Below are 21,374 nucleotides of genomic sequence, written 5' to 3' on the forward strand. Positions count from 1 at the left end.
GGTCATGCGACGCAGAGCGAGCCTCGTCCTGCTGGCCCTCGCCGTGTTCTGCGCGGCCCTCGCACCGCTGCTGCGCTGGTACGCGTACCCGCGGCTCGCCAAGATCCCGCCGAACCAGTACCAGGAGATGGTCCTGGAGGCGAAGGACGCCACCCTCCTCGACTACTTCAACGGCATGCAGCCCAAGAAGGTCGACAAGGTCACCATCGTCCAGACGCTCAAGGGCAACGTCGAGGCCTCGAAGGAGATCGAGTCCAGCGCCGGCAAGGACGTCGTGGTCTGGGACACGCTGACGCACATCATGGACCCGGAGGGGAAGATGGTCTCCCAGATCCCGGAGCGCTACATCTTCGACGCCCACACCCAGGACCCGGTGCACGCCACCGGCGAGATGGTCGACGGGGACCCGGTCACACGGCAGGGCATCGAGTTCAAGTGGCCGTTCTTCACCGAGCCGCGCGACTACCTGTACTTCGACGCGCAGACCCGCACCTCCTCGCCGATCCACTACGTCGGCCCGCGCACCTACCGCGGCATGGACGTCTACTACTTCGAGCAGACCGTCCCGTGGACCAAGGTCGCCATGCCGAAGAAGATGCCGATCGAGGGCATCGACCCGGCGACGATCGAGGCGACCACCGGCACCACCCTCTGGTACACGACCAAGGCGATGTTCTGGGTCGACCCGGTGACCGGGGCCCCTGTCAACGCCGAGCAGGAGATCCAGCAGGAGATGCGCGGCGGGATCGCGGCGGGCGGACCCGACGGCAAGCTCACCGCCTTCGCCGGGCACGTGAAGATGCGCGAGGACTACGCGAAGTACACCCTCGACCTGGTCGCCTCGAACCGCACGAAGGTCCTCGCGCTGCACACCTACGCCCCGGTCGGCCTGGCGGCCGGCGGGCTGGTGCTCCTGGCGCTCGCGCTGTGGCTGCAGGCGAGGAGCCGGCGCGGCCCGCGGGAGGAGGTCAGCGCCTGAGCCGGGCGTTGGTGTGGCGGGTGGGCTCCGCGGTGGACGGGTCCTCGGGCCACGGGTGCTTGGGGTAGCGGCCGCGCAGCTCGGCGCGGACGGCGCGGTAGCCGCCCTGCCAGAAGGAGGCGAGGTCGGCGGTGACCGCGGCGGGCCGTCCGGCCGGCGACAGCAGGTGGACGAGGACGGGCACGCCCGCGATCCGGGGGGTCTCGGCCAGGCCGAACAGCTCCTGGAGCTTGACGGCGAGCACCGGCTGCCCGTGTTCGGCGGAGTAGTCCACCCGGATCCGGGATCCGCTGGGCACCTCGAGGCGTTCCGGAGCCAGCTCGTCCAGCCGGGAGGCCTCGCCGGTGGCCCAGGGGAGGAGCCGGGTCAGGGCCTGCCCCGCGTCGATCCGTCCGAGATCCGCCCGGCGCCGGGCCCGCGACAGCTCGGGCTCCAGCCAGTCGCCGGCGCGGTCCAGCAGGGCGCCGTCGTCGGCCACGTCGGGCCATGCGCCGCCGAGCGTCCGGTGCAGGAAGCCCAGCCGGGCCCGCAGCGCCTGCGCGTCCGCGGACCAGCGCAGCAGGCCGAGCCCCTCGGCGCGCAGCCCGTCGAGCAGGGCGGCCCGTACCAGCGCCGGGTCGGGGTCGGGCAACGGGCGCACCGCGAGCTCGATGGCCCCGAGCCGCTGCGCCGCACGGGCGACGAGGTTCCCGTCCTCCCAGTGCACCTCTTCGCCGTCGGTCCGCAGATGGGCGGCGGCGGCCAGAGCGGTGTCCTCGTCGATGGCGGCCGCCAGCCGGACGCGGGCGGAGGCGGAGTGCGGGAGGCGGTCGGCGACGGCGACCGCGAGCCAGGGCGCGCGGCGCAGCTGCGACCCCTCGCCGAGCTCGGCCGCGGTGCCGGAGGCCATGAGGAAGGCCGCCTCGCCCTTGGCCTTGGCGACCCGCTCGGGGAACGCCAGGGCCGCCACGAGCCCGGCGGCGGCGTCGTCACCGGGGCTCCGCCCCGGACCGCGCTCCTCAAACGCCGCAGGGGCCGGATTTCGGCTGCTGCCGCCCGCCACGTGCGGCGGGGCTCCGGGCAGCGACATGCAGGCCCCGGCCGGGGACGATCCGGCCCCGCCGGCGTGTGCGGCGCGGGCATCGGGGGCCGCGCCCCGGGAGCGGCGGCCGGGGTCGCCAGCCCCGGTTCCGGGAAGGGACGGGGTGGGGGAGAGCCCTGCAGGCTCCCCCACGGCCCGCTCCAGCCGCCGGGCCTCCGCGCGCCAGCGCGCGGCATAGGCGTCGACGCCCCGGCGGGCGGAACGCCAGGCCGAGGCCAGGTCGTCCGCGTACTCCCGCGGCGGCTCCTCGCTGAGCAGCGCCACGATCTCGGCCGCCCGCCGGGGGCCGAGCGCCGCGGCCCCGTCCAGCAGCGCACGCGCCAGCCGCGGGTGCAGCCCGAGCCGGGCCATCCGCAGGCCCCGCGAGGTCGGCCGCCCCGCCGCGTCCACCGCGCCGACCGCCACCAGCACCTCCCGCGCCGCGGCCATCGCCCCGGCGGGTGGCGGGTCCGGCAGCGCCAGACCGGCCGCGTCCGGGTCGCCCCAGCACGCCGCCTGCAAGGCGAACTGCGCCAGGTCCGCCATGCGGATCTCCGGCGCCGGGAAGGCGGGGAGCAGGCCGTCCTCCGCCTCGGTCCAGCAGCGGTAGACCGCACCCGGCGCCTCACGCCCGGCCCGGCCCGCCCGCTGGCGCCCGGCCGCGCGGGAGGCCCGTACGGTCGCCAGCGCACCCAGCCCCCGCGCATGGTCCACCCGCGGTTCGCGGGCCAGCCCGGAGTCCACCACCACGCGCACCCCGGGCACGGTGAGGCTGGACTCCGCGACCGCCGTCGCCAGAATCACCCGCCGGTGGTCCGAGGGGGTCAGCACCGCTTCCTGCACCGGGGCCGGGGCCCGTCCGTGGACCTGGAGCACCTCCGCGTCCACCCCGCCCAGCTGCCCGGCGACCCGGGCGATCTCCCCGACGCCGGGCAGGAAGCACAGGACGTCGCCGGAACGTTCCGCCAGTGCCCGGCGCACCACCGAGGCCACGTGCGCCAGCTGTGCCGGATCCACCCGCATGCCGTGCGGCGGCTTCACCGGCCGGGCCGGCGGGGCCCAGACCGTCTCCACCGGGTACGAGACTCCCGCGGCCTCCACCACCGGCGCGTCTGCGGAACCTCCCCGGCCGAGGACGCGCGACCACCCCGCCGCGTCGGTCGTCGCCGAAGCCGCCACCAGCCGGAGATCCGGGCGCAGGGTGTCCCGTACGTCCAGCAGGAAGGCGGCGACCGTATCGGCGTCCAGGTGCCGCTCGTGGCACTCGTCCAGGACCACCACGTCCACCCCGGACAGCTCCTGGTCCCGCTGGAGCCGCTGCAGCAGCACACCGGTGGTGACCACCTCCACCACCGTCGCCGGCCCCGCCACCCGCTCTCCGCGCACCGTGAAGCCGACCGAGCCCCCGACCCCTTCGCCCAGCAGCCACGCCATCCGCCGCGCTGCCGCCCGTGCGGCGATCCGCCGGGGCTCGGCCACCACGACACGCCGCCGGGGCCCGTCCCCCACCAGCCCCGCCAGTACCAGCGGCACCAGCGTGGTCTTGCCGGTGCCGGGCGGGGCGCAGAGCACGGCGGTGCCGCGGGCGTCCAGTGCCGCGACGAGCGCGGGCACGGCCTCCCGTACCGGAAGCGCGTCGAGGGCCGAGTGGCGGATCAAGGGATCAGTCCCTCTCGCAGACGAAGATCGCCGTACCCGGGATCAGGTTGCCGCGCAGCGGAGACCAGCCGCCCCACTCCTGGCTGTTCCACTCGGGCCACTCCGGCTCGACCAGGTCGACCAGGCGGAAGCCGCCGGCCACCACGTCGCGGACCCGGTCGCCGATGGTGCGGTGGTGCTCCACGTACACGGCGCGGCCCTGCTCGTCCTGCTCCACGTAGGGCGTGCGGTCGAAGTAGGAGGCGGCCACGGACAGCCCCGCGGGGCCGGGCTCGTCGGGGAAGGCCCAGCGGATGGGGTGGGTGACGGAGAAGACCCACCGGCCGCCGGGACGGAGCACGCGGCGCACCTCGCGCATCACGTTCACCGGGTCGGCGACGAAGGGGATGGCGCCGTAGGCGGAACAGGCCAGGTCGAAGGAGGCGTCCCGGAAGGGCAGCCGGCCGGCGTCGGCCTCGACCAGCCGGACCGCCGGCACGTCGCCGCCGCCGATGCGCAGGGCGTGCTGGAGCTGGCGGTGGGAGAGGTCGAGGGCGACGGGGCGGGCGCCCCGGGCGGCGAGCCAGCGCGAGCACTGGGCCGCTCCGGCGCCGATCTCCAGGACGTCCTTGTCCTTGAGGGAGGAGGCCGGGCCGAGGAGGGCCGCGTCCGCCTCGTCGAGCCCCTCGGGCCCCCATACGAAGCGGTCGTCGCCGAGGAAGGCGCCGTGCTCGCTCTGGTACTCGTCGGCGTTGCGGTCCCACCAGCCGCGGCTGGCCCGGCTGCTCTCCGCCTCCCCGGCGTCACGCCGCGTCGCCTCGGCGTCGTCGGAGGCGTCGGAGGCGTCGGAGGCGACGACCGAGTGCGGATCGGCGTCGTACGCGTCTTCGGGGACGTAGTCCTCTTGGTTCATGGGGCCCGTCGTCGTAGTCTGCGAATGTCTGTGGATGTCAGCGGATGTCATGTGTGCGTGCCCGGCGCATGCCCGTGGGCAGGCCCGCGTGCGGCCGGCGGCTGTCCGTGGCTCGCCGCGGAAAGCGGTCGGGAAGCGTCATCACGGCCTCCCCGCCCACGAATTGTGCCGGTAATACGGCGATCCGCCGGGGGTGTCCGCCTTCGCGCATTGACCGTGTCCGGCTGCCCCCGTATGCTACAAGTTGCGCTGCGAGCCTGTGCTCCTCAGACCTAGCAGGCTGCGCTTGCATCTGTTGATGTCCCCTCGGTTTTCGAGGCCCCGCCGCTCTTCGCGGAAGTGGGGGTCTCCTTGGCTGTCCGGCTTCGGCAGATGCCGATAAGGGCTCCCGGCGTAGCAGTACCTACGACTTTCTGTCCGTAACCGGAGCCCTTTCCCACATGACGAGCAGCACCGAGACCACCTCTACCACCCCGCAGGTAGCGGTCAACGACATCGGTAACGAGGAAGCCTTCCTCGCCGCGATCGACGAGACGATCAAGTACTTCAACGACGGCGACATCGTCGACGGCGTCATCGTGAAGGTCGACCGGGACGAGGTCCTGCTCGACATCGGTTACAAGACCGAAGGCGTGATCCCGAGCCGCGAGCTCTCGATCAAGCACGACGTCGACCCGAACGAGGTCGTCAAGGTCGGCGACGAGATCGAGGCCCTGGTTCTCCAGAAGGAGGACAAGGAAGGCCGTCTGATCCTGTCCAAGAAGCGCGCTCAGTACGAGCGTGCCTGGGGCACGATCGAGAAGATCAAGGAAGAAGACGGCATCGTCACCGGTACCGTCATCGAGGTCGTCAAGGGTGGTCTCATCCTCGACATCGGCCTCCGCGGCTTCCTGCCGGCCTCCCTCGTCGAGATGCGCCGCGTCCGCGACCTCCAGCCCTACGTGGGCAAGGAGCTCGAGGCGAAGATCATCGAGCTGGACAAGAACCGCAACAACGTGGTCCTGTCCCGCCGTGCCTGGCTCGAGCAGACCCAGTCCGAGGTCCGCCAGACGTTCCTCACCACCCTGCAGAAGGGTCAGGTCCGCTCCGGCGTCGTTTCCTCGATCGTCAACTTCGGTGCCTTCGTGGACCTGGGCGGCGTCGACGGTCTCGTCCACGTCTCCGAGCTGTCCTGGAAGCACATCGACCACCCGTCCGAGGTTGTCGAGGTCGGCCAGGAAGTCACCGTCGAGGTCCTCGACGTCGACATGGACCGCGAGCGTGTCTCCCTGTCGCTGAAGGCGACGCAGGAGGACCCGTGGCAGCAGTTCGCCCGGACCCACCAGATCGGCCAGGTCGTCCCGGGTAAGGTCACCAAGCTGGTTCCGTTCGGTGCGTTCGTCCGCGTGGACGAGGGCATCGAGGGTCTGGTCCACATCTCCGAGCTGGCCGAGCGCCACGTGGAGATCCCGGAGCAGGTCGTCCAGGTCAACGACGAGATCTTCGTCAAGGTCATCGACATCGACCTCGAGCGTCGCCGGATCTCGCTGTCCCTGAAGCAGGCCAACGAGTCCTTCGGTGCCGACCCGGCGTCGGTCGAGTTCGACCCGACCCTGTACGGCATGGCCGCGTCGTACGACGACCAGGGCAACTACATCTACCCCGAGGGCTTCGACCCCGAGACCAACGACTGGCTCGAGGGCTACGAGAAGCAGCGCGAGGCCTGGGAGACCCAGTACGCCGAGGCGCAGCAGCGCTTCGAGCAGCACCAGGCCCAGGTCATCAAGAGCCGCGAGGCCGACGAGGCCGCCGCTGCCGAGGGCGCTGCCGCCCCGGCCGCCGGTGGCAACGCCGGTGCGGGCATCTCGGGTGGTTCGTACTCCTCGGAGTCGGACGAGACCTCCGGCGCCCTGGCCTCGGACGAGGCCCTGGCCGCGCTCCGCGAGAAGCTGGCCGGCGGCCAGAGCTGATCGCAGCGCGCACCACGCCTCCGGGCGTGAGCCGAGCTGGTTGAGCTGAACGACAAGGCCCGTCCCCTTCGGGGGGCGGGCCTTGTCGCGTGGTGCGCGGTCCCCCCTCCGTTCGGTCCACCGGCGGAACGGGCAGGTTTTGATCCGTTGACCCCTTGACCCGTTGACCTGTTGATCCGTCGAACCGTCGAACAGTCGCGCCGTTGACCCGTCCAACCGTTGCGTTCACGTGAAACCGGTCAACTGGGGAATGGTGGAGCCTCCTTGCACGTTCTTGCAGAGAACGCTGCGAGGGAGGAGTGGTGACGGTGCTTGATCCACAGGGCTTGTACGAATGGGACGCCAAGGGCCTGGCGGTGGCCGACCTGGCGGTCGCCCAGGACTCGGCCGGGCTGGTCATGCTGTACCACTTCGAGGGGTACATCGACGCGGGTGAGGCGGGGGAGCAGATCGTCGAGCGGCTCCTGGACACCCTGCCCCACCAGGTGGTGGCGCGCTTCGACGCGGACCGGCTGGTGGACTACCGGGCCCGCCGTCCACTGCTGACCTTCCAGCGCGACCACTGGACGGAGTTCGAGGAGCCCCGGCTCGAGGTCCGGCTCGTCCAGGACGCCACCGGAGCCCCCTTCCTGCTGCTGTCCGGCCCGGAGCCGGACGTGGAGTGGGAGCGCTTCACCCTGGCCGTCCGGCAGATCGTCGAGCGCCTCGGCGTGCGGCTCTCGGTGAACTTTCACGGCATCCCCATGGGCGTCCCGCACACGAGGCCCGTCGGCATCACCCCCCACGGCAACCGGACCGACCTCATGCCGGGCCACCGCAGCCCCTTCGACGAGGCGCAGGTGCCGGGCAGCGCGGAGTCGCTGGTGGAGTTCCGCCTGGCCCAGGCCGGGCATGACGTGCTGGGCGTCGCCGCGCACGTACCGCACTACGTCGCCCGCTCCCCGTATCCGGACGCGGCGCTGACGGTGCTCGAGGCGATCACGGCCGCCACCGGGCTGGTCCTGCCCGCCGTGGCGCACGCCCTGCGGACCGAGGCGCACCGCACGCAGACGGAGATCGACCGGCAGATCCGCGAGGGCGACGAGGAACTGGTCAGCCTGGTGCGGGGGCTGGAGCACCAGTACGACGCGGCCGCCGGCGCAGAAACCCGGGGGAACATGATCGCCGAGCCCGCCGAGATCCCCTCCGCGGACGAGATCGGGCGCGAGTTCGAGCGGTTCCTCGCCGAGCGCGAGGGCGAGAACTGACACGCAGGGGGCTGTGGGGGTGACGGGGGCGGCGTCTAGGCTGAAGAACATGCTGAAAGTGGGCCTGACGGGCGGAATCGGTGCCGGCAAGAGCGAGGTCTCGCGACTGCTGGCGGGGTACGGGGCGGTCATCGTGGACGCCGACCGGATCGCGCGGGAAGTCGTCGAACCGGGCACGCCGGGGCTCGCGGCCGTCGTGGCGGCCTTCGGAGAGGACGTGCTGACCCCGCAGGGGGCGCTGGACCGGCCGAAGCTGGGCACGATCGTGTTCGCCGACCCGGCGAAGCTCCAGACCCTGAACGCGATCGTGCACCCCCTGGTCGGGGCCCGGTCCGCCGAGCTGGAGGCCGCCGCGGGGGCCGACGCGATCGTGGTGCACGACGTACCGCTGCTCGCCGAGAACGGCCTGGCGCCGCTCTACGACCTGGTGGTCGTGGTGGACGCGGCGCCGCAGACGCAGCTGGCGCGGCTGACCGCGCTGCGCGGGATGGCCGAGGACGAGGCGCGGGCCAGGATGGCCGCGCAGGCCACGCGGGAGCAGCGGCTCGCGGTGGCGCACCTGGTGATCGACAACGACGGGCCGCTGGAGGCGCTGGAGCCGCAGGTGCGCAAGGTGTGGGCGGAGCTCACCGCGCGTGCGGCGCAGCCGGCTCGAGCGGCGGAATAGCGGGCGCTCGGCGCGGCGTTGAACGCGCCCGTAGAGGGAAGGAACCGATCGTGTCCGACACCACGCCGCAGTCCTCGTCTTCCTCCTCGCCCCCGGCGAGCCCCGAGACGCACGTCATCGACTACCGGGCCGCCGAGCAGCTGCTGGCCGCACGCGACCCGCGGGGCGCGGTCAAGCTGCTCGACTCGGTCATAGCCGCCCACCCCGAGAACACGGCGGCCCGGCTGCTGCGTGCCCGGGCGTTCTTCGCTGCGGCCCAATTGCGCCCCGCGGAGCTGGAGTTCGAGCTGGTGCTGGAGCGTGAGCCGGACAACGCCTTCGCGCACTTCGCCCTGGCCCGCACCCATGAGCGCTCGGGCCGGCCCGACCAAGCGCGCAAGCACTTCCGGCTGGCCGCGGCCCTCGACCCGCAGCCGGAGTACCTGGAAGCGGCCCGCTTCGAGCAGTAACGGCAGCCACGGGCCGCGGCCGCGGGTGCCCGCCATCGGCCCCCTCTGCCGACGCCCTAATGGCGCGGCGGTTCGTACGGGGGGATGTCGGGGCCGGGCTGGTAGTGCGGGCCCTGGTGGATGTGGTGGACGACCACCGCCAGGTCGACGACCGCCACCAGCGCCACCGCCCCGCAGGCCGCCGCCCATCCGGAACGCCCGGCCAGCGTGAACCCGGCCGTCCCGGCGGCAGCCCAGATCAGCCCCCACAGACTCAGCCAGAACCGCAGCCGCAGCGGACTGCGGGCAGTCACCGGCTCGTTCCCGGAACGCATGGTCATCGCCTCATGTCCATGGTGCCACTCCGGTGGCCGGGGCGGTCGGGCCAGGCGGGGGCGGGCGGGGGGCGGTCGTGCCAGGGGCGGGCGGGGCGCGGGCGGGCGGGCCTCGGGCGGACGGTTACGGGAGCAGCTTGTCCACGGCCTTGACCGTCGTCTTCCTGAAGTCGGCGACGGGGGCGTGGGACAGGTCGCCCATCTGACCCCACTGCACGACGGTCACCGTGGAACCGTCGCGTCCGATGCCGTAGAGGTGCACGCCCGGCTCGGACTCCGGGATCGAGGTGTGCACGCCGTAGACGTGAGCGCCCTCCTCCACGGCGAGCTTTCCGTAGTCGTTCCAGGAAGCGGTTCCGCCCGGGGTCGTCCGCAGCCAGTCGGCGGCGCAGCCGGCGACCTTGCGTTCCAGGGTGGTGGCCAGCTTCGCGGCGGCCGTGGCGGAGGCGGCCCGTACGGAGATCTGCAGGGCGCCGGTGTCGAATTCCGTACCGAACGCGCGGTGCCGGCTGCCCTGGGCCGGGAGGACCCCGTCCAGGCAGAGCGGCGCGAACTCGGGCAGCCCCGGAGTGACCTGGCCCGCGTACCAGGGGGAGGTGGGGTGCGGCGGCAGGTCGGTGCCGTCGATGAACCCGGGCGCGGTGGCGGCCGTGGCAGTGGTCGATGCGGTCAGGACGAGGGCGGCGGCTGCCGCGAGGGCTGCGGAGGCGGTGCTGGTGGCGGTGCGTCGGAACATGGTCGGCTCTCCCCGTTGCGTTCGGTGTGGTGGTGCGGTGCCGTGCGTGAGCAGGGTTTCCCCGGCGCGGGGTGCCGGGCGACGGATTGCGGCACATTCGGGACACTGGAACGGCCGTACCTGCTGTCACCTGGGGGAACACCCCCTGCATGGAACGCAGTCGCGGGACGGGGGAACGCCGTGGGTGAGGCGGAGCGGTCGGTCGAGGCGGAGGCGTTCGCCCGGCTGATGCGGGAGCTGAAGGAGCGCGCCGGGCTGAGTTACGGGGCGCTCGCGCGCAAGCTGCACACGAGTACGTCGACCCTGCACCGCTACTGCAACGGGGAGGCCGTGCCGACGCAGTTCGCGGCGGTGGACCGCTTCGCCCGGGCCTGCGGGGCCGCGCCGGGGGAGGCGGTGGCGCTGCACCGGGCCTGGCTGCTGGCGGACGCCCGCCGACGGGCGGCGCCCCCGCCCCCGGAGCGGGCCGCGCCGGGGCTGCGGCCGGGGGCGGGGCCGCGGGCGGGCTCGGGCTCGGCAGCCGGGGCGGTTATGGGGGCAGGGCCGGGGGCGGGCCGGGGGCCGGTGTCCGGGTCGGAGCAGGAGCGGGAGCGGCAGCAGGAGCGGGAGCAGGAGTCGGCCTCGGGGCCCGGCGCCGGCCGGGTGCGCCGGCACCGGCGGCGGGCGGTTGCCGTGCTGGCCGGCGGGGTGGCGGCGGGTGCGGTGGCCGTGGCCGTGCTGGCGGTGTCCTTGCCGGAACGCGGGACCCCGCCCGGCGCCGGCCCGGGCACGGGCCCGGGTACTGGCCCGGGGGCCGTGGGGACCGCCCCGGGGTCCTCCGCCGGCCCGTCCCCGGCGCCCGCGCCGGCTCCGCTCACGGAGGCGGTGCGGTCGCACGTATGGGCCCACGGATGTGATCACGCCTACCTGGCCGAGCCGGATCCGGGGTCGGTGCCCCCGCCGCCCGTCGAGGCCGACGCCCCCGCCTGGGCCTCGGCACAGCGCGCCGTGCACGCAGGGACGCAGATCGTGGAGATCACCCTCCACGGCACGGGCACCGGCAGCGTCGTGCTCGAAGACCTGGAGGTCCGGGTGGCCGCGCGGCGCACTCCGCCCGCCTGGAACGTGTACCGGATGTCCCAGGGCTGCGGCGGTGCGCTCACCCCGGCGGCCTTCGCGGTGAACCTGGACGCGCCGCGCCCCGTCCTGCGGCCCGTCCCCGGCAACGACACCGGGAGCACCCTCCCGGCACCCGCGTTCCCGCTCCGCGTCTCGGCGTCCGAGCCGGCCGTCCTGCGCGTGGAGGCCGCCACCACGGGGTGCGACTGCGACTGGTCCCTGGACCTGCGGTGGACCGCGCCCTCCGGATCGGGCACCCTGCGCCTCGACGACAACGGCCGGCCCCTGCGCACCAGCGCGGCGGCCGCGGACCGTCCCGTGTACGGCTACGCCACCGAACAGAGCCGCTGGGCACACTGACCCACGCGGGCGTATGCCCAGGTCAGCGGCGTTGTCAGTGACCGCACCTAGACTCGGTGGACAGGACATCCGCAGCGACCGGGGAGGGGGCCACGCCATGACACCACGCGCACTGCTGCGCCACGCGGCCGTGTTCCTGCCCGCCGCGGTCCCCCGCGAGGGGCGGCTCCTGTTCTGGGCGCCCGGCGGGGACGCCCTGCCCGAGGCCGGTACGCAGACGGAGCTCACCGTGGTCCGTCCGCACGGCGACGGGGTCCGCACCCGGACCGTGCCCGCCGTGGCCTTCTCCGTCACCGCCGCCCTGCCCCTGCTCGCCCAGGCACCCCGCAGCCCCGCCGCCCACCCCGCCACCCGCGCCTGGGGCACCGCCGCCACGCAGGCGCTCAGCCTGGTCGCCCGGGGCCGGCTGCTCCCCGGGCTCACCCCCGAGGGCGTCGACGCCTGGCGCGCCGGGCCGCTCGACGCCGCCGATGTCGACCATCTGCGCGCGGTCGCCGCCGCACTGCCGCACGAGGGATACGCGACCCCGCTCGCCGGCCGCCGCCCGCTGCACCTGCCCGAACCGGAAGCCCTGGTCCGCGCCTTCCTCGACGCCGTCGCCGACAGCCTGCCCCGTACCCCGGCCGCCGCCGTCGCGGCCGGAGGGCCGTTCGCCGCCCGGGAGCCGCAGCGCGTGCCCGGGATACGGGAGTGGGCCGCGCAGGTCGCGGCCGGAGCGGACACGGGCGTCGGGATCTCGCTGCGCCTCGACCTGTCCTCCTTCCGCCTCTTCGACGAGGCCGAGCCCGAGGACGTGCGGCGCGCAGGGGCCGCCGTGGTCCAGGTGCACAGCCTCGCCGACCCGACTCTGGTCACCGATGCCGGCCACCTGTGGGCGGGCGCTGCGGCCGCCGGGTTCGGTCCTCGCGCGCGGATCGACGCCGTGCTCGCGCTGCGCCGGGCCGCGCGGGTGTGGCCGCCCCTGCTGCGCCTGCTCGACCAGCCGGTGCCCGACGCCCTGGCCCTGTCGGACCCGGAGCTCGAAGACCTGCTGGGCACCGCCGCGCACCGGCTGGCAGCCGCCGGCGTACCGGTCCACTGGCCCCGCGAGCTGGCCCGTACGCTGTCCGCGACCGCCGTCGTACGGTCCACCGCACCCGGCTCCGCGACCGACGGCACCGCCTTCTTCGACGCCGAGCACCTCTTCGCCTTCTCCTGGGAGCTGGCGCTGGGCGGCGACCGGCTCACCCCGGGGGAGATGGACGCCCTCGCGCAGGCCCACCGGCCGGTGGTACGGCTGCGGGACCAGTGGGTGCGCGTGGATCCGGAACTGGTGCGCAAGGCGCGCAAGCGGGAACTCGGCCTGCTGGACCCGGTGGACGCGCTGGCGACCGTACTGTCCGGCACGGCCGAGGTCGACGGGGAGCCCGTCGAGGCGGTCGCGGTGGGAGCGCTGGCCGCTCTCCGGGAGCGCCTGACGGGGGAGTTGGCCCCGCTGCCGCAGCCCGCCGCGCTCAAGGCCACCCTGCGCGACTACCAGGCCCGCGGCCTGGCCTGGCTGGACTTGATGACCTCCCTCGGCCTCGGCGGCTGCCTCGCCGACGACATGGGCCTGGGCAAGACCGTCACCCTGATCGCGCTGCACCTGCACCGCGACCGCCCCGAGCCGACGCTCGTCGTCTGTCCCGCGTCCCTGCTGGGCAACTGGCAGCGGGAAATCGAGAAGTTCGCCCCCGGCACGCCCGTGCGCCGCTTCCACGGCGGCAGCCGCCACCTCGAGGACCTCGCCGGGGGCTTCGTCCTCACCACGTACGGGACGATGCGCGCCAGCGCCCCCCTGCTCGCCGGGCAGAGCTGGGGCATGGTCGTCGCCGATGAGGCCCAGCACGTCAAGAACCCGCATTCGGCGACCGCCAAGGCCCTGCGCACGATCCCCGCTCCGGCCCGGGTGGCGCTGACGGGCACCCCGGTGGAGAACAACCTCTCCGAACTGTGGGCGCTGCTCGACTGGACCACACCGGGTCTGCTGGGTCCGCTCACCGCCTTCCGGGCCCGCCACGCCCGTCCGGTGGAGCACCAGCAGGAGGAGGACGGCGGCAACGAGGCGGCGGTGGCCCGGCTCGCGGCGCTCGTGCGGCCGTTCCTGCTGCGCCGCAAGAAGTCCGACCCCGGTATCGCGCCCGAGCTGCCGCCCAAGACGGAGACCGACCATCCCGTCTCCCTGACCCGTGAGCAGGCTTCGCTGTACCAGGCCGCGGTGGACGAGGCGATGGCCGTCATCGGGTCCAGCGAGGGCATGGAGCGGCGCGGCATGATCATGAAGCTGCTGGCCTCGCTCAAGCAGATCTGCAACCACCCGGCGCAGTACCTGAAGGAGGCGGAGCCGCGGATCGCGCACCGCTCGGGCAAGCTCGCCCTGCTCGACGAGCTGCTGGACACGATCCTGGCCGAGGACGGTTCGGTGCTGGTCTTCACGCAGTACGTGACGATGGCCCGGCTCATCGAGCGGCACCTCGCGGCCCGGGGGATCTCCCACCAGCTGCTGCACGGCGGCACACCGGTGGCGCGCCGCGAGGAGCTCGTCGACCGCTTCCAGGCGGGCGAGGTCCCGGTCTTCCTGCTGTCCCTGAAGGCGGCGGGCACCGGGCTGAACCTCACCCGGGCAGGCCACGTCATCCACTTCGACCGCTGGTGGAACCCGGCCGTCGAGGAACAGGCCACCGACCGTGCCTACCGGATCGGGCAGACCCAGCCCGTCCAGGTCCACCGGATCATCGCCGAAGGCACCGTGGAGGACCGGATCGCCGAGATGCTGGAGGCCAAGCGGGCGCTGGCCGACGCCGTCCTGGGCTCCGGCGAGGCGGCGCTGACCGAGCTGACCGACCGGGAGCTGGCCGATCTCGTCTCCCTGCGGAGGTCCGCATGATCACCGCGCGGGACGACCGCCGCCGCACCTTCGAGACCGTGCCCGCCGGGGCCGAGGCGGTGAGCTGGTGGGGCCGGGCCTGGGTGTCGGCGCTGGAGGCGGTCTCCCGCGACCCGGCACGACTGGCCCGGGGCCGTGCGTACGCCGCCGAGGGCCACGTCGACGCGGTCACCATCACACCGGGCCGGATCGTGGCGTACGTACGGGGCAGCCGGCCGCGCCCGTACCGTACCGAGCTGGCGCTTCCCGCCTTCGCGGACCCGGAGTGGGACGAACTGCTGGAGGCGGTGGCGGCCGATCCCGCGGCGCTCGCCGCCCTGCTGGAGCGGGAGGTCCCGCAGTCGCTCGCGGGAAACGTGCTGCCCGGCGCCGGCGAGCTCCTTCCGCGCTGCTCCTGCCCGGACGTGGCGCGTCCGCCGTGCAAGCACGCGGCCGCCCTCTGCTACCGCGCGGCCCGGCTGCTCGACGAGGACCCCTTCGTCCTGCTGCTCCTGCGCGGCCGCGGTGAACGGGAGATCCTCGACGAGCTGACCCGGCGCAACGCCTCCCACGCCGCGCGCGAACAGCCCGACGCCTCCCCCGACTTCCCCGGCGTCCCGGCCCGGGCGGCGCTCGCCCGCACCAGCCTGCCGCTGCTGCCCGCGCCGCTCGCCGCGCCCGCCGCCGCGGGTCTGCCGCCCGCCTACCCGGCCGACCCCGCGGCCCCGGACCCGCTCGCCCTGGACCAGCTCGCCTCCGACGCCGCGGCCCGCGCCCTCGCCATCCTGACCACCACCGAGGACCCGATCGCCGGACTCGGCCTGTGGCAGGACGCCGTCCGGCTGGCCTCCGCGCACCCCACCTCGGGGCTCACGGGAGCCGCCCGTACCCTCTACCGGGACCTGGCCCGCGCAACCGGCCGTACCACCACCGACCTGGCCCGGGCCGCTGCGGCATGGCGGCAGGGCGGCCGCCCCGCCCTCGCCGCCCTCGAAGAGCCCTGGGACCCGCCGGCCGGCCCCTTCGACCGCGCCCGTCCGGCACTCCTCGCCGCCGCGCAGGGCTCCTTCCGCCCCGACCGCAACCGCCTGACGTCCGGCACCCGTCAGCTCCGCCTCGGCCGCGACTCCCTCTGGTACGCCTACGAGTCCCGCCCGGACGACACCGACTGGTGGCCCACGGGCCGCCCCTCCCCGGACCCGGTCACGGCGCTGAGCGGGTAGGGCCCGGTGCCGGCGGCACGGTGGCGCGGTGGCGCGGTGGCGCGGTGGCACGGTGACGCGGCGGCACGGTGGCGCGGAGCTCGAGGATCGTTGGTGCGCGGTCGGTAAAAGGATCAATCGCGGCGTGTTCCCGGACGGCAGCTGATAGAAGCGACGAAGAGGCCGCCCCCCTGCCGGGACGGCCTCTTCCGACCCCTGCCGCGGAGGTAGCCCCCTGATGCACGGCCCCACGGCGCATGCCGACGCCGCCCACGGAAGCACCGACCCCAGCCTCGAGAAGCTGAGGGCCGTGCTGGGCGGCTGGCGGGAGTCGCTGATCGACCTCGGCGGCCGCAACCGCCTGCTGAACTTCACGCACACGCGGACCCTCACCCTGGAGATCACCGAGCCGGGGTACGAAGCACTGCTCGGCGGACTGGGCCGGGGCTGGGACTTCGCGCCGGTCCGCGACGAAGCCGAGGAGGAGGAGCCCGGGGAGGACGAGGCGGAGGAGGACGAGGCGGAGGAGGACGAGCCCGGGGAGGAAGAACGCCGCAAGGCCGGAGCCGACGGCCTCGTCACGCAGAAGCGGACGCAGGGGGCGCTCGACAGCGCCCTGCGGCAGCTGAGGCAGAAGGCGAACCAGACCTACAACGACTTCGGCCTGTGGGTGCTCTGGCTCGGGGTCGGCATGCTCCGGTGGCGTGAGGAGGGGGCCCACGAGAACAGCTCGGCCCCTCTGGTGCTGGTCCCCGTGGAGCTCGTACGCGACCGGACCGGCAGGATCCGGCTGCACAGGGCCGAGGGGCAGGACGCCCTGCACAACCCGGCCCTCGCGGTGAAACTCGCGCAGCTCGGCGTCGACTGGACGGCCGTTGCGCAGACCGACTGCCTGGCTCCGGACCGCGTGCTGGCCGCGGCCCGGTCCGCGGCCGCCGGACAGGCCGGCTGGGAGGTCTGCGAGACCGTCGTCCTGGCCACCTTCGCCGCCCACAAGGAGGCGATGTACCAGGACCTCAAGGAGAACGAGGCGGCGATCCTCGACCACCCGCTGATCAGGGCGATCGGGCTCGGCCCGGAGTCCGGACTCCCCGACGACCTGATCGGCTTCGAACCGCCCGCGCCGGACCGCATCGACGAGATCCAGCTGCCGGAGCAGACGCCGCTCGTGCTGGACGCGGACGCTTCGCAGCGCCAGTGCATCGCGGCGGCCATGGCGGGCAGGTCGTTCGTCATGAGCGGCCCGCCCGGCACCGGCAAGAGCCAGACGATCACCAACATGATCGCGGGCCTGATGCACTCCGGCCGCACGGTCCTGTTCGTCAGCGAGAAGGCGGCCGCCCTCGACGTCGTGCGCAACCGGCTGACGGACGTCGGACTCGGCGACTTCGTGCTCGCCCTGCACAGCGGCGACACCGGCAAGAAGGCGGTCGCCCAGGAGTTGGACCGGGCCCTGACCACCGAGGTACGGGCCTCGGGCGCGGCGGAGCACGAACTCGACGCGGCGCGACGCCTGCGCGAGCAGGTGTCCGCCCACGCGGCGGCCATGAACGAGGAGCGGCACCCGCTCGGCCGCTCCCTGCACCATGTCCTGGGCCGGCTCGCACGGCTCGACCAGGACGCGGTCCCGCACCTGCCCCCCACCACCGGGGCCGGCGGCTCCACCCGTACGCTCAGTGCCGCCTCCCTCGCGGAGGTCCTGGCCGCCGCCCGGTCGGTGGCGAGGTCCTGGCGGCCGTCGGCCGAGGGGGAGGGCTTCGCCTGGCGGGGCCTGCGCGACGCGGACGAGGCAGGGGACGGCTCGGTGGCCACGGCCCTTGCGGAGGCGGTCGACGCGGTGCAGTCGGTCCGGTCGGCGGCGGAGCGCAGGCCGCTGGTGTCGGCGATGCCGGTCGCGCAGGACGTACGGGAGATCAGGCGGCTCGCGGACGAGCTGAAGGCGGGGCTGCCGGCCCGGCACCCGGACTCGCGGAGCGGTACGCGACTGGAGGACCGGTCCGCCGCGGCCGAGCAGCTCGCGGAGGACTTCGGGCTTGACCGGCCGGGGGACATCGCGGCCGTCCTGGCGCTGATCGAGCTCGCCGGGCTGAGTGAGGCGGCACACCGGCCGCCGGCCCACTGGTTCGACGAGCGGCAGCTGCGCAACGCCCGCGCGGCGGTCGACGAGATCCGGGCCGCCGTCGCCGAGGCGCACTCCGCACGCGCGGCGGCGCAGGACGTGTTCGGACCGCAGGTCCTGGAATACGCCGAACTGCCCGAGCTGGTCCGCAGGTTCGAGGCGGACCACCGGGGGCTGACGGCCCGGCTGACCGGCCAGTACCGGGCGGACCGTGCCGCGGCGGCCGCCCTGACGGTGGACGGGATCTGGAGCAAGGCGGTGCGGGAGCGGCTCGGCGAGGCGCTCGCCTGGCAGCGGGGCCACCAGCGCGCGCGGCGGCTCGTCGCGGAGCACGGCGCACTGCTCGGACCCTATGTACCGGGCCGGGACAGCGGGTTCGGGCCGGCCCTGGAGGCCTTGGCGAACGCGGACCGGATCGCCGGGCTCACGAGGGGCGCCGCCCATCCGGACCGGCTGCCGCAGGTGCTCGCGTACGAGGCCTCGCCGCACCCCTGCGTGCTCCGGGCCGAGGTGCTCCGGGCGGCCCTCGCCGACTGGTGCGATGAGGTGGAACGGCGTACCGGGCGGTGGGCTGCCGCCTCGGCGTCCTTCACCGCGATGTTCGACGACGCCCGCAGGCCGAACCTGCGTGCCGCACTGGGCGGCACGATGGCGGAGGCGGCCGAGGCCCTCGCCGTGCTGGCGCGCGACCCCTCCGGGCCGGCGCAGTGGCAGGCGTACCGCAGTGGACTCTCGGTCCTGGCGGCCCACGGCCTCGACGACCTCGTCCCGCGTGCCGCGGAGCGGAACATCCCCGCGGAGGTCTTCCCCGCGGTGGTCGAACGCGCGGTGCTCCAGCTGTGGGCCGACACCCTGCTCGCCTCGGATCCACGGCTGCGGACGACGGGCGCCGCGGAACTGGACGCCCGCGTGGGCAGCTTCCGCGAGGCCGACCGGATGCTGGTGGCCGCCGCGGCCGGCGCCGTGGTCGCGGCCTGCAACAGCCGCAGGCCGCGGGCGTTCGGCGGGGGCGGCGCGGCCGTCATCCGGCGCGAGGCCGAGAAGAAGGCGCGGCACATGCCGGTTCGCGACCTCCTGGGACGGGCGCGGGAGGTCGTCCAAGCGGTCAAGCCCTGCTTCATGATGAACCCGCTGTCGGTCAGCCAGTACCTGCCGGCCGACTACCGCTTCGACGTGGTGATCTTCGACGAGGCCTCGCAGGTCCGGCCCGGGGACGCGGTCAACTGCGTCTACCGGGGGCGTTCGCTGATCGTCGCGGGCGATGAGAAGCAGCTCCCGCCGACGGCCTTCTTCGACGCGGCGGTCGGGGACGGGGGAGACGAGTACGACGAGGACGTGCCCGACTCCTTCGAGTCCCTGCTGCACGCCTGCAAGGCCGGCGCCCTGCGTGAGCTGCCGCTGCGCTGGCACTACCGCAGCCGCCACGAGGACCTGATCACCTTCAGCAACCGGGAGTTCTACGAGAACGGCCTGGTCACCTTTCCCGGCGCGACGGAGAGCGGCCCCGACCTCGGCGTCGCGTTCTTCAAGGCCGACGGCTGCTACGACAAGGGCGGCCGCCGGGACAACCGGCGCGAGGCCGAAGAGGTGGCACGGCGCGTGCTGCACCACTTCGACACCCGGCCGGGCCGGAGCCTGGGCGTGGTGGCGCTCTCGCAGGCCCAGGCGAGCACGATCGACGAGTGCGTGCAGCAGGCCAGACTGGCCCGTCCGGACCTGGACCGCTGCTTCACGGAGGACCGGCTCGACGGGTTCTTCGTCAAGAGCCTCGAATCGGTCCAGGGCGACGAGCGCGACGTCATGATCATGTCGGTCGGCTACGGCCCGGACGAGCGTGGAGTCCTCGGTCTGGGCTTCGGCCCGATCAACAGGGAGGGCGGCTGGCGGCGGCTGAACGTGGCCGTGACCCGTGCGCGCTACCGGGTGGAACTCGTCGCGTCCTTCCACGGCGGGCAGCTCAAGGACAGCGCGAACCCGAGCGTCCGGTACCTCAAGCGCTATCTGGAGTACGCGGAGAACGGGCCCGCGGTCCTGTCCCGGGACGCGGTGGCCGCCGACACGGAACCGGACAGCCCGTTCGAAGAGTCCGTGCTGCGGGTGCTGCGCGGGTGGGGCTACGAGGTCCAGCCGCAGGTCGGTGTCTCGGGCTACCGCATCGACCTGGGGCTCAGGCATCCGGCGGCGCCGGGCTCGTACGCACTGGGCATCGAGTGCGACGGCGCGATGTACCACTCCTCGCGGGCGGCGCGGGACCGGGACCGACTGCGCCAGCAGGTCCTCGAAGGACTCGGGTGGACGCTGCACCGGATCTGGGGGACCGACTGGTACCGCAATCGTGCCGGGGCGGAGAGCCGGCTGAAGGCGGCGGTGGCGGCCGCCACGGCCCGCGACCCCTTCGCGCGGCCCGCCGCCCCGGTACCGGCCCCTGGTGCGGCTCCGGTTCCGGGTTCGGTACCGGCCCCTGGCGCGGCTCCGGTTCCGGGTTCGGTACCGGCCCCTGGCGCGGCTCCGGCTCAGGATCCGGCTCCGGGCTCTGCTCCGGTCCCGGTCCCGGTCCCGTTCCAGGCACCGCGCCCGGAACCGGTACGGGTACGGGTGCGGGGGGACGAGGTGCCCGAACGCGACTGGAGCCGCCCCTACGAGGTGGCGGTCGTGCGCGTGCCCACCGGGGCGGAGCTCCACACCCCCGAGGCGCGGCCGGCGCTGCGCGGGGCACTGGCCCGGATCGTGGAGGTGGAAGGGCCGATCCACGAGGACCTGCTGGTGCAGCGGGCGCGGGAGGTGTGGGGGGTGAAGCGGGCCGGCAGCCGGATCCGGGACAACGTGCTGCTCGTGCTGCGCGACCTGGTCCGGCAGCGGATCGTGGTCCACACCGGCGGCTTCGCCGATGTGCGCGGCCGGCACCTCGGCGGGGCACGGACGGCGGTGGACGGCGCCCACCGGAAGGTCACCCATGTGGCGCCGGCGGAGCGGCAGACGGCCCTGGCCGAGCTGGCCGCGGAGTGTCCGGGCATGTCCCTCGACGAACTCATGCGACAGGGGCGCGAGTTCTTCGGCTGGAAGCGGATGGGCGACGACATCAGGAGCGCGCTGGAGTCGGACGTCGCCGCCCTGGTGTCTCAGGGACGGATGCGGCACGTGGACGGACGGATCAGCGCGTCACTTCGCGAGCCCAGCGGTTGAGGGTGGAGAAGTCGCGGTCCCGCAGGCCGCGGCGGGGGTGGATGCGCAGGAGCAGGGCCGGGGAGGGGTGGTGGGCGGCGACCCAGGCACGGTCGCGGGGGGTGATCATGTCGTCGACCCAGGCGAAGGGGCGTCCCGCCGCCCACTCCACGAGGGGGCGCGTCTTCCACGAGAGGCCGTCCGGGTCCCGGGCGAACAGTTCCGGCCATTCGACGACAGGAAGATCACCCGGCAGTCCGATGTGCGGGGAGATCAGCGTGTTGGCCTGGTGCGTCCAGGCGGTGGCCCAGGTGAGTTCGAAGGGCAGGGCCAGCAGCCGGCCGCCGTGGGAGGGGTGCAGGCGGACCCGCGCGCCGCGCCGGGCACGGCGCGACTCCGGGTCGCGGTAGGCGAGCCAGACGTCCGGACGCATCCGGTGGCTCCGGTATCCGCGCAGGCCGGCGAAGGGGGACCGGAAGGGGTTGAGCGGGCCGTCCACATCGAGGAGGAGCAGCGGGCGATCAGTCATGAAGTAGGCATTACCCAGTACACGATGGAGTGAAATGCCTACCGGCTCTATAACCCGAATGGGTTCAG

General features: G+C 74.1%; 14 protein-coding genes. 9 read left to right on the forward strand and 5 right to left on the reverse strand.

Annotated elements, in window-relative coordinates:
* Positions 1 to 4: 4 nt before the first annotated feature.
* Positions 5 to 979: a DUF3068 domain-containing protein gene (locus AB0D44_RS03175; RefSeq protein ID WP_362583534.1), complete on the forward strand. Its 975-nt coding sequence runs from the start codon at positions 5 to 7 to the stop codon at positions 977 to 979.
* Here AB0D44_RS03175 and AB0D44_RS03180 read toward each other — a convergent pair.
* Together AB0D44_RS03180 and AB0D44_RS03185 are read right to left on the reverse strand one after the other, a co-directional pair.
* Positions 969 to 3,698 (reverse strand): ATP-dependent helicase C-terminal domain-containing protein, encoded by a 2,730-nt coding sequence (locus AB0D44_RS03180; RefSeq protein WP_362583536.1) that lies wholly within the window; start codon positions 3,696 to 3,698, stop codon positions 969 to 971. The genes AB0D44_RS03175 and AB0D44_RS03180 overlap by 11 nt on opposite strands.
* Before the next feature lie 4 nt (positions 3,699 to 3,702).
* On the reverse strand, positions 3,703 to 4,590 hold the full coding sequence (locus AB0D44_RS03185; protein WP_362583539.1) for a class I SAM-dependent methyltransferase: 888 nt from the start codon (positions 4,588 to 4,590) through the stop codon (positions 3,703 to 3,705).
* 440 nt (positions 4,591 to 5,030) lie between these two features.
* Between AB0D44_RS03185 and rpsA the strand changes: the two genes are divergently transcribed.
* From rpsA to AB0D44_RS03205, 4 genes are all read left to right on the forward strand, one after another.
* The gene (gene rpsA / locus AB0D44_RS03190; protein WP_327413389.1) at positions 5,031 to 6,539 is read left to right on the forward strand and encodes a 30S ribosomal protein S1; all 1,509 of its coding nucleotides are present in this window, start codon (positions 5,031 to 5,033) and stop codon (positions 6,537 to 6,539) included.
* 308 nt (positions 6,540 to 6,847) lie between these two features.
* The gene (locus AB0D44_RS03195; RefSeq protein WP_362583542.1) at positions 6,848 to 7,786 is read left to right on the forward strand and encodes a PAC2 family protein; all 939 of its coding nucleotides are present in this window, start codon (positions 6,848 to 6,850) and stop codon (positions 7,784 to 7,786) included.
* Positions 7,787 to 7,835: 49 nt separating this feature from the next.
* Positions 7,836 to 8,453, forward strand: a complete 618-nt coding sequence (gene coaE / locus AB0D44_RS03200) for a dephospho-CoA kinase (protein WP_362583545.1) — start codon at positions 7,836 to 7,838, stop codon at positions 8,451 to 8,453.
* A 50-nt stretch (positions 8,454 to 8,503) separates the two neighbouring features.
* On the forward strand, positions 8,504 to 8,902 hold the full coding sequence (locus AB0D44_RS03205) for a tetratricopeptide repeat protein (RefSeq protein ID WP_362583548.1): 399 nt from the start codon (positions 8,504 to 8,506) through the stop codon (positions 8,900 to 8,902).
* Between the two features lie 56 nt (positions 8,903 to 8,958).
* Here the strand turns inward: AB0D44_RS03205 and AB0D44_RS03210 are convergent, their stop codons facing one another.
* Together AB0D44_RS03210 and AB0D44_RS03215 are read right to left on the reverse strand one after the other, a co-directional pair.
* A complete protein-coding gene (locus AB0D44_RS03210) occupies positions 8,959 to 9,216 on the reverse strand; it encodes a DUF6343 family protein (protein WP_362583928.1) in 258 nt (85 codons plus the stop codon).
* Positions 9,217 to 9,340: 124 nt separating this feature from the next.
* Entirely contained in the window at positions 9,341 to 9,952 is a 612-nt protein-coding gene (locus tag AB0D44_RS03215) for a hypothetical protein (RefSeq protein ID WP_362583550.1), read from the reverse strand.
* A 180-nt stretch (positions 9,953 to 10,132) separates the two neighbouring features.
* On the opposite strand from AB0D44_RS03215, the gene AB0D44_RS03220 reads away from it, so the two are divergent.
* From AB0D44_RS03220 to AB0D44_RS03235, 4 genes are all read left to right on the forward strand, one after another.
* Positions 10,133 to 11,410 carry a helix-turn-helix transcriptional regulator gene (locus AB0D44_RS03220; protein ID WP_362583553.1) on the forward strand — a complete coding sequence of 426 codons (1,278 nt, stop codon included), beginning with the start codon at positions 10,133 to 10,135 and terminating at the stop codon, positions 11,408 to 11,410.
* Between the two features lie 97 nt (positions 11,411 to 11,507).
* Positions 11,508 to 14,315 (forward strand): DEAD/DEAH box helicase, encoded by a 2,808-nt coding sequence (locus tag AB0D44_RS03225; RefSeq protein WP_362583555.1) that lies wholly within the window; start codon positions 11,508 to 11,510, stop codon positions 14,313 to 14,315.
* A complete protein-coding gene (locus tag AB0D44_RS03230; RefSeq protein ID WP_362583558.1) occupies positions 14,312 to 15,517 on the forward strand; it encodes an SWIM zinc finger family protein in 1,206 nt (401 codons plus the stop codon). Before AB0D44_RS03225 ends, AB0D44_RS03230 begins: the two co-directional genes overlap by 4 nt.
* Positions 15,518 to 15,734: 217 nt before the next feature.
* A complete protein-coding gene (locus AB0D44_RS03235) occupies positions 15,735 to 20,798 on the forward strand; it encodes a DUF3320 domain-containing protein (protein WP_362583561.1) in 5,064 nt (1,687 codons plus the stop codon).
* On the opposite strand, the gene AB0D44_RS03240 is transcribed toward AB0D44_RS03235, so the two are convergent.
* Positions 20,767 to 21,306, reverse strand: coding sequence for a hypothetical protein (locus AB0D44_RS03240; RefSeq protein ID WP_362583563.1), 540 nt, complete (start codon positions 21,304 to 21,306; stop codon positions 20,767 to 20,769). The two genes, AB0D44_RS03235 and AB0D44_RS03240, sit on opposite strands and share 32 nt — an antisense overlap.
* Positions 21,307 to 21,374: the final 68 nt, after the last annotated feature.

It is taken from the genome of Streptomyces sp. NPDC048349, assembly GCF_040651925.1.
In the GTDB taxonomy this organism is placed as follows: domain Bacteria; phylum Actinomycetota; class Actinomycetes; order Streptomycetales; family Streptomycetaceae; genus Streptomyces.